Consider the following 14,456-nt stretch of genomic DNA (forward strand, 5'->3'; position numbering starts at 1 on the left):
GCCATGAACCAAGCGTTCGCGCGGGCCGCAGCGCCGGGCCGCCCCCAGCAAGGCCCGACCCTCCGGGAGGGTCGCTCGACGGACCCGGCGAGCGGGGAGCCGTCATGAGCACGCTGCAATTGTCCTTGGCCATTTTGGGGGGGCTGGTGCTCGCCGCGATCGTGGCCCACGGCACCTGGCAGGCGCGCCGCAACGAGGTGAAGCGTGTGGCGCTCGAGCCCGGGGCGGAGCCCGCGCCGCTGCAGGAGCCGAGCTTTGCGCCGACCGAGCCACCCCGGGCCGACGATACCGGCCCGAAGGCGGAGGCCGAAGACAGCCAGCCGCCGCGCATCGAGCCGACGCTGGTGCGCCGCGCCGCCGGCCTGCCGCGTCTCGACGCGCTGATCGACGCGATCGCCACGCTGACCGTCGACAACCCGGTGAGCGGCGAGACCGCGATCGCCCACCTGCCGCCGGCCCGGCGTGCCGGCAGCAAGCCGTTGCTGGTCGAGGGACTGAACGCCGAGTCGGGTGAATGGGAAACGCCGGCCGCCGGCCAGCGCTACGGGGAGTTCCAGGCCGGTGTGCAACTGGCCAACCGCAGCGGGGCGCTCAACGAGATCGAGTACTCCGAGTTCGTGCAGAAGGTGCAGGCCTTCGCCGAACCCATCGGTGCGCTGCCCGATTTTCCCGACATGCTCGACGTCGTCGCGCGGGCCCGCGAGCTCGACGCCTTCGCCGGCCAGCACGACGCTCAGCTCGCGCTGCGGCTGGTATCGCGCGGCGCCGCGTGGTCGCTGGGCTATGTGCAGCAGCACGCTGCCCGCCACGGCTTCATGGTCGGCGCGCTGCCGGGCCGCCTGGTGCAGCCCGGCGAGGACGAGGGCGCGCCGCCGGTGCTGACGCTGCAGTTCGATCCGCAGGCAGCGCTGGCCGACGAGCCCAGCCAGGCCGCCGTCCGCGAGCTGACGCTGGCCTTCGACGTGCCGCAGACCGCTGCCGCGGCCGCACCGTTCGCTGCCTGGTGCGCCGCCGGTGAGGCACTGGCCGCCGAGCTCGACGCCGCGATGTACGACGACAGCGGCCAGCCGCTGCAGCCGGCGGCCTTCGCCTCCATCGGCCAGGCGCTCGAAAGCCTGTACGAGGCGCTCGCGGCACGCGACCTCGCGGCCGGCAGCGCCGCGACGCGCCGGCTGTTCAGCTGAACGCGAGCGGGCACCTGCCGATGTCCGACCGCGCGGAAGATCCGGCCGCCCGCGCCGCGCAACTGCGCGAGCAGCTCGAGTACCACGCCCACCGCTACTACGTGCTCGACGCGCCGGAGATCCCGGACGCCGAGTACGACCGCCTGTTCACCGAACTGCAGGCGCTGGAGGCGGCGCACCCCGGGTTGCGGACGCCGGACTCGCCGACCCAGCGCGTCATCGGCGCGGTGCTCGAAGGCCTGTCGGCGGTGCGGCACGCGGTGCCGATGCTGTCGATCAAGACCGAGACCGACACCACGCCCACCGGTGCGCTGAAGTTCGACGCCGCGGTGCGCAACGCACTGAAGCTGCCGCCCGACGCGCCGCCGCTGCGTTACGCCGCCGAGCTGAAATTCGACGGCTTGGCGATCAACCTGCGCTACCAGGCCGGCCGGCTGGTACAGGCCGCCACGCGCGGCGACGGCGAGACCGGCGAGGACGTGACGCACACCGTCGGCACGATCGAGTCGGTGCCGAAGCAGCTGCGCGGCATCACGGCGCCGGTGCTAGAGGTGCGCGGCGAGGTCTTCATGCGGCGAGACGACTTCGAGGCGCTCAACGAGCGCCAGCGCGAGGCCGGGCTCAAGACCTTCGTGAACCCGCGCAATGCGGCGGCCGGCATCGTGCGCCAGCTCGACGCCAGCATCGCACGCCAGCGGCCGCTGAGCTTCTTCGCTTATGGACTGGGCGACGTGCAGGGCTGGGACGTGCCGCCCACGCACGCCGGGTTGCTGGACGCGCTGGCGGCGCTGGGGCTGCCGGTCGACGCGCACCGCACCGTGGTCGAGGGCGGCGAGGCGCTGGCCGCCTTCCACGCCGGCATCGCGGCTGAGCGCGACGCGCTGCCGTTCGACATCGACGGTGTGGTCTACAAGGTCGACGAGCGTGCGCTGCAGCAGCAGCTCGGCTTCAAATCGCGCGAGCCGCGCTGGGCGGTGGCGCACAAGTACCCGGCGCAGGAGCAGTCGACCCAGCTGGCCGGCATCGAGATCCAGGTCGGCCGCACCGGCAAGCTCACGCCGGTGGCCAAGCTGCAGCCGGTGTTCGTGGGCGGCACGACGGTGAGCAATGCCACGCTGCACAACCGCTTCGAGCTGCGCCGCAAGGGCATCCGCATCGGCGACACGGTGATCGTGCGGCGCGCGGGCGACGTGATCCCCGAGGTGGTGGGTCGCGTGCCCGTCCCGCGAACGGCGTACATCCCCAACTTCCGCATGCCGCGCGCCTGCCCGGTGTGCGGCAGCCAGGCGCTGCGCGAGCGCGGCAGCGTCGACTACCGCTGCTCGGGCGGCCTGTTCTGCGCTGCACAGCGCAAGCAGGCGCTGCTGCATTTCGCCGGGCGGCGCATGATGGACATTGAGGGACTGGGCGACAAGCTGGTCGAGCAGCTTGTCGACGGCGGCATCATCCGCACGCTGCCGGAGCTCTACAGGCTCGGCGTGGCCAAGCTCGTCGCGCTGGAGCGCATGGGCGACAAGAGCGCGGCCAACCTGGTGGCAGCGCTGGAGGCGAGCAAGGCCACGACGCTGGCGCGCTTCCTGTTCTCGCTGGGCATCCGCCACATCGGCGAGGCGACCGCCAAGGACCTGGCGCGACATTTCGGCGCGCTCGACCGCGTGATGGACGCGAGCGTCGAGCAACTGCTGGAGGTCAACGACGTGGGCCCGGTGGTGGCGCAGAGCCTGCGTACCTTCTTCGATCAGCCGCACAACCGCGAGGTGGTCGAGCAGTTGCGCGCCGCCGGCGTGCACTGGGACGAGCACTCCGGCGAGGCCGACCTCACGCCCAGGCCTCTGGCCGGCAAGACCTTCGTGTTGACCGGCACGCTGCCGAGCCTGGGGCGCGAGGCCGCCAAGGAGCTGATCGAGGCCGCCGGCGGCAAGGTGGCCGGCTCGGTGTCGAAGAAGACCGACTACGTGGTGGCCGGCGAGGAAGCCGGCAGCAAGCTCGAGAAGGCTCAGGCACTGGGTGTGGCCGTGATCGACGAGGCAGCGCTGCGCGCGCTGCTGGACTGAGGACGAAACCGGGAGGTGCAGACGCCATGGCTGTTCGAGACATCCTGAAGATGGGCGATCCGCGCCTGCTGCGCATCGCGCACCCGGTGCGCGAATTCGACACGCCCGCGCTGCACGCGCTGATCGAGGACATGTTCGACACGATGGAGGCGGCCAACGGTGCCGGCCTGGCGGCACCGCAGATCGGGGTGGACCTGCAACTCGTGATCTTCGGCTTCACGAAGAGCGAGCGCTACCCGGAGGCGCCGCCGGTGCCGCGCACGGTGTTGATCAACCCGCAGATCACCCCGCTGTCGGAGGATCTGGAAGACGGTTGGGAGGGCTGCCTCTCGGTGCCCGGGCTGCGCGGCGTGGTGCCGCGCCACCAGCGGATCCGCTACACCGGTTTCGACCCGCAGGGCCGGCGCATCGAGCGCGAGGCCGAGGGCTTCCACGCCCGCGTGGTGCAGCACGAATGCGACCACCTGGCCGGGGTGCTCTACCCGATGCGGGTGCGCGACTTCAGCCGCTTCGGCTACACCGAGGTGCTGTTTCCAGGGCTCGATGACGGCGACGATTGAACGGGCGAGATTGCCTCACCAGTCTGAGATTGACGGATTCTCATAGCTGTAAGTGTTAGGGAACACGAAATTTGAGAACGAGAACGACAGACTGACTTCCAGCGAGGCGACCTGGTGCCACCAGCCCAGCGGGAGGAAGACGGTGTCACCCGGTTCCAACACCACCTCGAGCACCTTGACGTCGCGGAAGGCCGGGTAACGGTCAAGGTCAGGATGATCCAAGTCGATTGCGCTGAACACCCCGTCGTGGTTGTATAGACGCGGCGTCTCGAGTGGCGAGATGAAGCGCCAGCGCTTGCGTCCGACCACCTGGGTGTGCAGCAACATCAGGGTGTCGTGATGCAGGGGAGTGACGGTGCCGGCCGGGCCGAACCAGAACGAGGAGCGTTGCGCCAACTGTGCCGGGTCGCAGAATAGCGGCAGCGTTCCAATGTCAGCCAGCAGTGGCGCGAACTCCGGTCGGCGCAAAATCTCGTTGTTGGCGGTCAGATAGTAGTCGTTGGTGGCACCGCCCGCCAGCACGCGATCGACGAAATCGCCGAGCCGGACGTTGTGGCGGTGCTTGAGCTTGTCCTGCTCGTACTTCGGGTTGACGGCCCGTTCCGCCTGGATCTCGACATCGAGGTGACCGAACCGTTCGCGCAGGTCGGCCGGCGACCAGCGATGCAGAGCGGGCCAATCGCCCGCCACGTCGGTCAGCACGAGCGGCCGGGAACCCACCACGTAACGCTCGAAGAACTCGGCCGGCGAAACGTGGCTGCGTTTCTCCACGCCGTCGTAGGCCCAACCCATCTCCCAGATGCGCTGTTGATTGGCCATCACCGAAGCGAACTTGCGCTGCAACTGTTGGTGGCGGCGTGCGGCCACGAACACCGGGTGGACCTCCATCGCGGCGATTGCCTGCTGAGCGGCCTGCCGGTCCAGGCCCGCGGCGACCATGGTGTCTGTCATCGAAGCCGCTGTGCAGTCGCGCAGCCGGTTCTCGGCGATCCACTGCATCCAGCGGGCATCGTCCGGCCGCGGTTGCCGCTGATAGCCTACCGGTTGCGGTGCGGGGGGGATTTCGCGAAGGGCCATGGGGTCGTAGTTCGAATGACCCGTCGAGGAACGAACGGGCGCGTCAACCGGCATGGTAAGCGCGCCGAAGGGCGGACCGCGTTTGAAAAGCGGGCTACTTCGACAACAAGGGCCGCAGCGCCGGCCACACGTTGCCCAGGATGATGGGGTGGGCGGCTTCTTTCGGGTGGATGCGGTCCGGCTGGAACAGTTCGCTCGCGTTCGGCGCATCGCCCACGCCCTTCAGCAGGAAGGGCAGCAGCGCCGTGCCTTCGGCCCGGGCGACCTTGCCGAACAGTGCCGCAAAGTCTTCGTTGTACTGGCGGCCGTAGTTCGGTGGCACCTGCATTCCGATCAGCAGCACCCGCGCACCTGCAGCCTTCGAGGTCCGCGCCATCTCGGCCAGATTGCGCTCGGTCATCGCCAGCGGCAGGCCGCGCAGGGCGTCGTTGCCGCCCAGTTCGACGATCACCACCGCCGGCTTGTGCTGCGCCAGCAGCGCCGGCAGGCGCGAGCGGCCGCCCGAGGTGGTATCGCCGCTGATGCTGGCGTTGACGACGCCGGCGGCGATCTTCTCCTGCGCCAGGCGCTTCTCCAGCAGGGCCACCCAGCCGCTGCCGCGCTGCAGGCCGTACTCGGCCGACAGGCTGTCGCCCACGACCAGGATCATCGGCCGGGTGGCCTGCGCCCGCACCGGCAGGACCACAAGCCCCGCCAACGCCGATGCGGCGAGCTGCTTGATACAGTCCCTGCGACTCAATGACATCCGATTCCTCCTTCATGACCGAAGCGATCATCGCCGTCGAGCACGTCAGCAAGCGCGTGCAGGACTCCAGCGGCGAGCTGACCATCCTGCACGATATCGACTTCTCGCTCGCGGCGCAGGAGTCGGCGGCCATCGTCGGAGCGTCGGGCTCGGGCAAGAGCACGCTGCTGGCCATCATCGCCGGGCTCGACACGCCGAGTGAAGGCACCGTGAGGCTCGCCGGCATCGACCTGTTTGGCCTTGATGAGGACGCCCGGGCCGCAGTGCGCGCCGAGCGTGTGGGCTTCGTGTTCCAGAGCTTCCAGCTGATGGGCAACCTGACCGCGCTGGAGAACGTGATGCTGCCGCTGGAACTGCAGGGCCGTGGTGACGCCCGCGCCGCCGCGACCGAGATGCTGGTGCGCGTGGGGTTGGGTGAGCGGCTGGGGCACTACCCGAAGCTGCTGTCCGGCGGCGAACAGCAGCGCGTGGCGCTGGCGCGTGCCTTCGTCGTGAAACCGGCGCTGTTGCTGGCCGACGAACCCACCGGCAGCCTGGACTTCGCGACCGGCGAGAAGGTCATGGAGCTGATGTTCGAGCTCAACCGCGAGCAGGGCACGACGCTGGTGCTGGTGACCCACGACCGCGCCATCGCCGCCCGCTGCGACCGGCAAGTCAGGATCGAGGCGGGGCAGCTGACGTCCTCGTGAGCCCGGTCGCGGCAGCCGTTGCGAAGCAAGGCACCCGCGGGCAGTGAGACCGCCCCCGATAATCGCCCCATGTCCTCCTCCCCCCGCATCCTGTTCGGCTTCCACGCCGTCACCGTCCGTGTCAAGACGGCCCCCGGCTCCGTCGTCGAGCTCTACATCGACGGCACGCGGCGCGATGCGCGCATGCGCCAGTTCATCGAACGCGCCAAGGAAGCCGGCGTGCGCCTGATCGAGAGCGACGAGCTGCGCCTGCAGGCGCTCTGCGGCACGCACCGCCACCAGGGCGTGGTGGCCAAGGTCACCGCGGCACCGGCCACGAAATCGCTCGATGACCTGCTCGACACGGTGGAGGGCCCGCCGCTGCTGCTGGTACTCGACGGCGTGACCGACCCGCACAACCTCGGCGCCTGTCTGCGCGTGGCCGACGGGGCCGGAGCCCATGCGGTGATTGCGCCGAAGGACCATGCCGTCGGCATCAACGCCACGGTCGCCAAGGTGGCGAGCGGCGCGGCCGAGACGGTGCCCTATTTCATGGTCACGAACCTGGCGCGCACGCTGGGCGAACTGAAGGAACGCAACATCTGGGTCATCGGCACCGCCGACGATGCGCCGCGCACGCTGTACGCAGCGGACCTGAGGCAAGCGGTCGCGCTGGTGCTGGGCGCCGAAGGGCAGGGCATGCGCCAGCTCACGCGCAAGACCTGCGACGAACTCGTCAGCCTGCCGATGGCCGGCGCGGTGGAGAGCCTGAACGTCTCGGTGGCGAGCGGTATCGGTCTTTACGAGGCGGTGCGCCAGCGCGGCGCGACCTGACGCGGAGCCGCGACCACCGCCTGCACATAGACTGCCGACATGCCCGTCCTCGAAGTCCTGCATCCGCTGGTCCGACACAAGGTCGGGCTGCTGCGCGCCGCCGACATCTCGACCAAGAAGTTCCGGGAGATCACCGCCGAGATCGCCCGGCTGCTGGCCTACGAAGCCACGGCAGACTTCCCGCTGGAGCAGGTGACGGTGGAGTGCTGGAGCGGACCGACGGCGGTCGACCAGATCAAGGGCAAGAAGGTCACCATCGTGCCGATCCTGCGGGCCGGCCTGGGCATGATGGACGGCGTGCTCGACATGATCCCGAACGCCAAGATCAGCGTGGTGGGTCTCTCGCGCAACCACGACACGCTGCAGCCGGAGCACTATTTCGAGAACCTGGTCGGTTCGCTGGAAGAGCGCACCGCGCTGATCATCGACCCGATGCTGGCGACCGCCGGCTCGATGATCGCCACCGTCGACCTGCTCAAGCGCAAGGGCTGCCGCGACATTCGCGCGCTGGTGCTGGTGGCCGCGCCGGAGGGTGTGAAGGCGCTGAGTGCGGCCCACCCCGAAGTGCGCTGCTGGACGGCGGCGATCGACAGCCACCTCAACGAGGTCGGCTACATCATCCCCGGGCTCGGCGACGCCGGCGACAAGATCTTCGGTACCAAGGGCTGAGCGGCACGTGCTCAGGCGTGGCGGCTGTCGCGCCGCATGCGGTTTTCGGCCCAGCGGCTGAGCGCCAGCGCCGCGAGCAGCCAGCCCAGGCCGACCCAGTGCAGGCCGCCGTAGAGTCCGGACCCACTGGCGCCGGCGGCTTCCTGCGCTGCGACCAGCGCGCCGCCCCCCGCTGCGCCAACCGCCTGGCCGAGGTAAATGGCCGACGTGTTCAACGCCATCAGTGCCGGCGCCAGGGCCGGCGCGGCCTGACCCAGGCGGGCCTGCTGCGCCGAATTGGCCGCGAACATGCCCAGCGCCCACGGCAGCAGCACGCAGGCCATCGACAGGTAGCCGGTGCCCAGCGGCCAGATCAGCATCGTCAGGGCCACGGCACCGAGTAGCAAGGTCACCGCACGCGCCGCGCCGATGCGGTCGACGTGGCGCGACAGCAGCACGTTGCCGATCAGCCCGAAGGCACCGAACCAGGCGAACAGCAGGCTGATCTGCGTGGGCCCGGCGCCGAGTACCTGCTTGTAGTACGGCGCGAAGTAGGTGAACACGGTGAACTGTCCCGCGCCGAACAGGGCCGTGACCGCCACGATCGCCATCAGCAGCGGGTGCGTCAGCACCTCGCGCCAGGCGCGCAGGTTCATGGCCGGCGGCCGCACGCCGTCGGGCATCACCACCCACACCCAGACGGCGCCACCGGCGGCCAGCAGCGCCACGAGGCCGAAGGCCCAGCGCCAGCCGAGTGCCTCGCCGATGTAGCTGTGCAGCGGCATGCCGAACACCGAGGCCACCGACCAGCCGAGGAAGACGAAGGTGATGGCTCGGCCGCGCTGCGCCGGCGGCGCCAGCCAGCCGATCGCCGCCGCGGCCTGGGGCGTGAACACCGCGGCACCCAGCATGCAGAACGCGCGCACCGGCGCCAGCGCGGCGTAGCTGGGCATCAGCGCCGATACGGCGTGGCCCACCGCATACCAGGCCAGCGTGAAGGCCAGCAGCCGGCGGCGGTCCACGCGGCCGACTGCCGCCGCCAGCAGCGGAGCGCCCAGGCACATCATCACGGCGGCGATCGCGATCAACTGGCCGCCGAGCGCCACGCTCACCTGCAGCGAGCGCGTCAGGTCGTTCAGCGAACCGGCGATGACCATCACGCCGCAGCCGATCACGAAATTGCCGAACAGCAACGCCCAGCGCGCGCCGCGCAGGGCGTCGATTGGCTCAACGTGCGATGCGGCAGGGGCGTCGGCGCTCAGCCTCGCGCCCGGCGCGTCATCCACGCAGGACCCGCAGGGCCTCGGGGTTCACCACGTTGGTCGGCTTGCCCTGGATGAAATTGATGACGTTGTCGAACGCAGCGTCGAAGTACTGCTGGTAGGTCTCCTGCTCGACATAGCCGATGTGCGGCGTGCAGATGGCGTTCTCCAGCCGCAGCAGCGGTGTGCCTTGCATGATGGGCTCGCTGTCGAACACGTCGACCGCCGCCATGCCAGGCCGGCCGCGGTTCAGCGCCGTCACCAGCGCGTGCTCCTCCAGCAACTCGGCGCGGGCCGTGTTGACGAACAGCGCGGTCGGCTTCATGCGCTGCAGGTCCTCGAGCCGGACCAGGCCGCGGGTGGCCTCGTGCAGACGCAGATGCAGCGAGATCACGTCGCAGGATTCGAAGAAGCTCTCGCGCGACGTGGCCACCTCGTGGCCATCGGCCTGCGCCTTGCCGCGTGAGGTGTCGCTACCCCACACCACCACCTTCATGCCGAACGCCCGACCGTAGCCGGCGACCAGCTGGCCGATGCGGCCGTAGCCCCACAGGCCCAGCGTCTTGCCCCGCAGCACCATGCCGAGCCCGAAGTTGGCCGGCATCGATTGCGACTTGAGCCCGGCCTGCTGCCATGCGCCGTGCTTGAGGTTGCTCACGTACTGCGGCAGGCGGCGCATGGCCGCCATGATGAGTGCCCACGTCAGCTCGGCCGGCGCCACCGGCGAGCCCACGCCCTCGGCCACCGCGATGCCCAGACGGGTGCAGGTTTCGATATCGATGTGCGGGCCGGCGCGGCCGGTCTGCGCGATCAGCTTCAGGCGCGGCAGCTTCTCGAGCAACTGTCGCGTGAACTGGGTGCGTTCACGGATCAGCACCAGCACGTCCGCATCGCGCAGCCGCACGGCCAGCTGGCCGTTGCCCTTGACGGTGTTGGTGAAGACCTTGGCGCTGTAGCCCTCGAGCTTGGCGGCGCAGGGGAGCTTGCGGACCGCGTCCTGATAGTCGTCCAGGATGATGATGTTCATGGGCTGCAATGGGCCGCCGTACCACGGCCAGAGCGGTCGATTGTGCACGCCCTGCGCCGGACCGGGGTTACCGGTAGCATCCGCCACCTCACGAGGAGACTCCCATGGCAATCACGATGCATTCGGCCAGCGTGCCCATCTTTCTGACGATGCTCGGCAACCTCGCGAAATGGCTGGACAAGGCCGTGGCGCATGCCCAGGCGAAGAAGTTCGATCCCGACACGCTGCTGACCTCGCGGCTGGCGCCCGACATGCTGTCGCTGGGCAAGCAGATCCAGATCGCCTGCGACAGCGCCAAGTTCGGCGTCGCGCGGCTGGCCGGCGGCGACGCGCCGAAGTTCGACGACTCCGAGTCCACCATCGCCGAGCTGCAGGCCCGCATCGAGGCGACCGCGGCCTACCTCCGCGGCGTGCCCGCGGACCAGGTCGACGGCAGCGAGGACAAACCCATCAGCGTGCCGGTGCGCGGCCGCGATCCGCTGCAGTTCACCGGTGAGCAGTACCTGAAGCACTTCGCGCTGCCGAACTTCTTCTTCCACGTGACCACCGCCTACGCGCTGCTGCGTCACAACGGCGTGGAGCTCGGCAAGGCCGACTACCTGCGCGGGGGCTGAGCCCGCAGCGCCCGTGCGAACCCCGATGCGGCGGAGGAGGGTAGCGACTAGCCTGTTCCCATGAAGTGGATGCGTCGGTGTCTGGCGGCCCTGCTGCTGGCGGGCGTGGGCGTGATCGCGGCCTTGCTGGTCTACCGGCAGCTCGCGCTGCCGATCGCCGAGGGCCGGCTGCGCGTCGAGGGCCTGCGCGCCGGGTTGCAGATCGAGCGCGACGCTCAGGGCGTCCCGACGATCCGCGCCACCTCGATCGACGACGCCTGGTTCGGCTTGGGATTCGTGCATGCGCAGGACCGGCTGTGGCAGCTGGAGACCCACCGGCGCATCGGCGCGGGCCGGCTGGCCGAGGCCTTCGGGCCGCGCGCGGTGGAGAGCGACCGTTTCCTGAGGGCGCTGGGCGTGCGGCGTGCCGCGCAGGACCAGTGGGAGCAGGCCGGGCCGGGCGTGCGGGCGATGCTCAATGCGTACGCGGCGGGCATCAATGCCTACCTGCGCGGCCACCTGCGGGCCCGGCCGCCGGAGTTCCTGCTGCTCGGGCTGCAGCCCGAAGCCTGGAGCCCGGTCGACAGCCTCGCGTGGTCGACCATGATGGCCTGGGACTTGGGCGGCAACTGGAGCACCGAGCTGCTGCGCATGCGCCTGGCGCTGACGATGCCGGTCGGACGCATCCAGCAACTGCTGCCGCCGTATCCGGGCGAGAAGCCGCTGGCCACGGCCGACTACGCGGCGCTGTACCGCCGGCTGGAGCTGGGTGACGGCCAGCTGCTGCAGCGGGCCGCCGTCACCGACGCGAGCGGCCTGCCGTGGCAGATCGAGAGCGGCGTCGAGGGCGTCGGCTCGAACAACTGGGCCGTGGCCGGTACACGCAGCGTCACCGGCAGCCCCTTGCTGGCCAACGACCCGCACCTCAAGCTGAGCGCGCCGACCCTCTGGTACGTGGCCCGGCTCGAGGCGCCGGGCCTGAAGGTGGCCGGCGCCAGCGTTCCGGGCCTGCCATTGATCGTGCTGGGGCAGAACGAACGCGTGGCCTGGGGCTACACGAACACCGCGCCCGACGTGCAGGACCTCTACATCGAGCGCATCGACACCGGCGACCCCGAGCGCTACGAGACCCCGGACGGTTGGGCCCATTTCGAGAGCGTCCCGGAAACCATCCGTGTGAAGGGCGCCGCCGACGTGAGCTTCATCGCGCGCCGGACACGCCACGGCCCGGTGCTCTCCGACGCGCTGCCGGCCCTGCAAGGCCTCACCGGCGCCGGTGGTCCCGTGCCGCGCTATGCGCTGGCGCTGCGCTGGACCGCCCTGGAGCTCGATGCGTCCGACACCCTGGCCGCGGGCCTGGCCTTCAACCTCGCCGGCTCGGTGGATGAGTTTCTCGCCGCGTCGGCGCAGTACATGGCGCCGATGCAGAACATGGTGGTGGCCGACGCCCAGCACATCGGCTTCGTCTCGGCTGGCCGTGTGCCGCTGCGACGCCCCGACAACGACCTGCGCGGGCTGGTGCCCGCGCCGGGCTGGGACGCCCGCTACGACTGGGCTGGCTGGCTGGCGCCAACCGCCACGCCACGCGACCGCGACCCGGCGCGCGGCTGGATCGCGAGCGCGAACCAGCGCATCCACGGGCCGCAGTACCCGCACTTCATCAGCAGCGAATGGGCACCGCCGTACCGGCAGCAGCGGATCGAACGACTGCTGGCCGCGCGGCCCCTGCACAGCCTCGACAGCCTGGCCTCGATCCAGGCCGACCTGCTGTCCACCGCCACCCAGCGCCTGTTGCCTTTCCTGCGCCAGGCGCACTCGGTGCACCCGCTGGCGCCGGCGGCACAGCATGCGCTCGAGGGCTTCGAGGGCACGATGGCCGCCGAACGGGCCGCGCCCCTGATCTTCATGGCCTGGGTGCGCCAACTGACGTGGGGCCTGTTCGCGGACGATCTCGGCGAAGCCCTGTTCATGGAACAGATGGCCCGGCGCAGCTTCCGCGAAGCGCTCGAGGGCGTGCTCGACCGCAACGACACCAGCTGGTGCGACGACCTTGGCAGCCCCGCGGTCGAGACCTGCGCTGAGCAGGTCGACGCGGCCTTCACGCGCGCGCTCGACGAACTGCAGACCGCGCAGGGCGATGACGTGAGCCAATGGCGGTGGGGCCAGGCCCACCAGGCGCGGCTCGAGCACCGTCCGTTCAGCAGCGTGCCGTGGCTGGCGCGATGGTTCGAGCTGAGAAGCCCTGTGGGCGGTGACGCCTTCACCGTCAATGCCTCCCGCGTGAGCCTGCGGCCGGACGCCGGCAGCGGCGAGCTCTACCTGGGCGACCACGGTGCCGGTCTGAGGGCTCTGTACGACCTGGGGGCCCGCAAGCGCTCGCGTTTCATCCACTCGAGCGGGCAGAGCGGCATCGTGTTCAGCGCCGACTACCGCAACCTCAACGAACGCTGGTCGCGGGTGGAGTACCTGCCGCTGTGGGGCGATGGCCGGCCGGGCCGGATCCTCGAACTGGAGCCGCGCTAGGGCAGGGGGCCAGTCCTCGCGACGCCGGGTGGCAGCGAGGGCAGCAGCGTCGACACGGCCTCCGCCAGCGCGAACACCGAGAGTGGGGCGCTGCCTTCAGCCTTGTTGTTGATGGTCGTGAAGACCGGCTGACCCGCCGCCGCCGTGACTGCGATCAGCCGCGCCAGCGCCTGGCGCGTGACCGGGTCGGGCGCGGCGAGCGCGTCGAAGGGCTCGAACCGCGCCTTGGCCTGCCGGTAGCGCAGCCCCCGCGGCAGGTTCCAGCGGCACACCAGGGGGCCGGGCCAGGTCGCGCGCAGCATCGGGAGCTGCGCCTCGAGTGGCGGCATGCGGTCGTGCAGGCCGAGGCAGTAGCGAACACCGTGCAACTTCAGCAGCGCGGCCAACTCGGGAACCAGCAGCCCTGCGTCGCGCAACTCGATGGCCAGCAGACCGTGATCGGGGCGCGGCAGCTCGGTGAACAGGCAGTCAAGCGCCTGCAACAGCCGGCCGGGCTGTGAAGTCGACAACCACTCGGCAGGCAAGGGCGACAGCTGGAACAGCAGCACGCCCAGCTTGCGTCCCAGGCCCTCGACCGCCGGCCGCAGCACCGTTTCCAGCGTGAGCACCGGATCGAGGAACAGCGGATTCGGGCGCGCGGGTGCGCCGCTGGATGGGTCCCGCAGTGCCGCGTCCGTCACCGACGCGCCGGCCTTGACGACGAAGCGGAAATCGTCGGGGACCTGGTCTGCCAGTGCAGCGTACTCCGCGGTCGACAAGGGCCGGTAGAAGCTGCGATCTAGGCTCACGGTCCGCAGCAGCGGGTGCTGCGCGTAGGCGGCAAGACCGAATTTCGACAATACGCTCTCGGAATGCCGGTCGCGAAACACCAGTCCTTCCCAGCCCGGAAAGTACCAGGACGACGTGCCGAATCGGACCAGCGGCCCGAGGTCGACCGCCCATTGCTTCAGTCGCGCATCGGCTTCAACGGCTCGAACCCTCGTCGTACCGCGCGCTCTGCCAGGCCGGGCCGGGGTCGATGAGTCAATGCCGAACAAGTCTGGGTGCGAGGGGTCCACGCGCAGCAGTATCGGCGCCGAATCGACCAGCGAACGTGCGGACGATGGGAGCCGTCCGACAACACTGACTGTTGGGAAACCTGTCATGAATCAATGACTTATCCTCCGTTCCGAGGCGGTTCTTGTCGCCTCCGTGCGACAAGATTCCATTCGACCGCTAGCTCGCGACAACATTCCGTTGGGAAGCGGATGTTCGGCTGTTTGGAGCGGCAACTGAGCATTG

General features: G+C 69.9%; 13 protein-coding genes. 8 read left to right on the top strand and 5 right to left on the bottom strand.

What is annotated here, in order from left to right; translation table 11 throughout:
* Positions 1–104 precede the first annotated feature (104 nt).
* Genes MPE_RS09120 through def form a run of 3 tightly spaced genes read left to right on the top strand, consistent with a single transcriptional unit; the run spans position 105 to position 3,798 of the window.
* Positions 105–1,184 carry a cell division protein ZipA C-terminal FtsZ-binding domain-containing protein gene (locus MPE_RS09120; protein ID WP_011829407.1) on the top strand — a complete coding sequence of 360 codons (1,080 nt, stop codon included), beginning with the start codon at positions 105–107 and terminating at the stop codon, positions 1,182–1,184.
* Between the two features lie 20 nt (positions 1,185–1,204).
* A complete protein-coding gene (ligA, locus tag MPE_RS09125) occupies positions 1,205–3,238 on the top strand; it encodes an NAD-dependent DNA ligase LigA (RefSeq protein WP_011829408.1) in 2,034 nt (677 codons plus the stop codon).
* A 26-nt stretch (positions 3,239–3,264) separates the two neighbouring features.
* A complete protein-coding gene (gene def, locus MPE_RS09130) occupies positions 3,265–3,798 on the top strand; it encodes a peptide deformylase (RefSeq protein WP_011829409.1) in 534 nt (177 codons plus the stop codon).
* A 15-nt stretch (positions 3,799–3,813) separates the two neighbouring features.
* Here the strand turns inward: def and MPE_RS09135 are convergent, their stop codons facing one another.
* Both MPE_RS09135 and MPE_RS09140 read right to left on the bottom strand, forming a co-directional pair.
* Positions 3,814–4,875 (bottom strand): cupin-like domain-containing protein, encoded by a 1,062-nt coding sequence (locus MPE_RS09135; protein WP_011829410.1) that lies wholly within the window; start codon positions 4,873–4,875, stop codon positions 3,814–3,816.
* 94 nt (positions 4,876–4,969) lie between these two features.
* Complete coding sequence (locus MPE_RS09140; RefSeq protein WP_011829411.1) at positions 4,970–5,620, bottom strand: arylesterase; 651 nt, start codon at positions 5,618–5,620, stop codon at positions 4,970–4,972.
* A 14-nt stretch (positions 5,621–5,634) separates the two neighbouring features.
* Between MPE_RS09140 and MPE_RS09145 the strand changes: the two genes are divergently transcribed.
* The 3 genes from MPE_RS09145 (at position 5,635) to upp (ending at position 7,791) form a co-directional block, all read left to right on the top strand.
* On the top strand, positions 5,635–6,309 hold the full coding sequence (locus tag MPE_RS09145) for an ABC transporter ATP-binding protein (protein ID WP_011829412.1): 675 nt from the start codon (positions 5,635–5,637) through the stop codon (positions 6,307–6,309).
* Positions 6,310–6,378: 69 nt separating this feature from the next.
* Positions 6,379–7,122: a 23S rRNA (guanosine(2251)-2'-O)-methyltransferase RlmB gene (rlmB, locus tag MPE_RS09150; protein WP_011829413.1), complete on the top strand. Its 744-nt coding sequence runs from the start codon at positions 6,379–6,381 to the stop codon at positions 7,120–7,122.
* A 39-nt stretch (positions 7,123–7,161) separates the two neighbouring features.
* Positions 7,162–7,791, top strand: coding sequence for a uracil phosphoribosyltransferase (upp, locus tag MPE_RS09155; protein WP_011829414.1), 630 nt, complete (start codon positions 7,162–7,164; stop codon positions 7,789–7,791).
* Positions 7,792–7,802: 11 nt separating this feature from the next.
* Here the strand turns inward: upp and MPE_RS09160 are convergent, their stop codons facing one another.
* Both MPE_RS09160 and MPE_RS09165 read right to left on the bottom strand, forming a co-directional pair.
* Positions 7,803–9,056, bottom strand: a complete 1,254-nt coding sequence (locus MPE_RS09160; RefSeq protein ID WP_011829415.1) for an MFS transporter — start codon at positions 9,054–9,056, stop codon at positions 7,803–7,805.
* A complete protein-coding gene (locus MPE_RS09165; RefSeq protein WP_041929615.1) occupies positions 9,049–10,059 on the bottom strand; it encodes a D-2-hydroxyacid dehydrogenase family protein in 1,011 nt (336 codons plus the stop codon). Before MPE_RS09165 ends, MPE_RS09160 begins: the two co-directional genes overlap by 8 nt.
* 104 nt (positions 10,060–10,163) lie before the next feature.
* Here MPE_RS09165 and MPE_RS09170 point away from each other — a divergent pair, with 104 nt between their 5' ends.
* The gene (locus MPE_RS09170; protein ID WP_011829417.1) at positions 10,164–10,673 is read left to right on the top strand and encodes a DUF1993 domain-containing protein; all 510 of its coding nucleotides are present in this window, start codon (positions 10,164–10,166) and stop codon (positions 10,671–10,673) included.
* Between the two features lie 60 nt (positions 10,674–10,733).
* Positions 10,734–13,175, top strand: a complete 2,442-nt coding sequence (locus MPE_RS09175; protein ID WP_011829418.1) for a penicillin acylase family protein — start codon at positions 10,734–10,736, stop codon at positions 13,173–13,175.
* Here MPE_RS09175 and MPE_RS09180 read toward each other — a convergent pair.
* The gene (locus MPE_RS09180; protein WP_158304606.1) at positions 13,172–14,212 is read right to left on the bottom strand and encodes a DUF72 domain-containing protein; all 1,041 of its coding nucleotides are present in this window, start codon (positions 14,210–14,212) and stop codon (positions 13,172–13,174) included. The two genes, MPE_RS09175 and MPE_RS09180, sit on opposite strands and share 4 nt — an antisense overlap.
* Between the last annotated feature and the right edge of the window lie 244 nt (positions 14,213–14,456).

This window comes from Methylibium petroleiphilum PM1, from assembly GCF_000015725.1.
Lineage (GTDB): Bacteria > Pseudomonadota > Gammaproteobacteria > Burkholderiales > Burkholderiaceae_C > Methylibium > Methylibium petroleiphilum.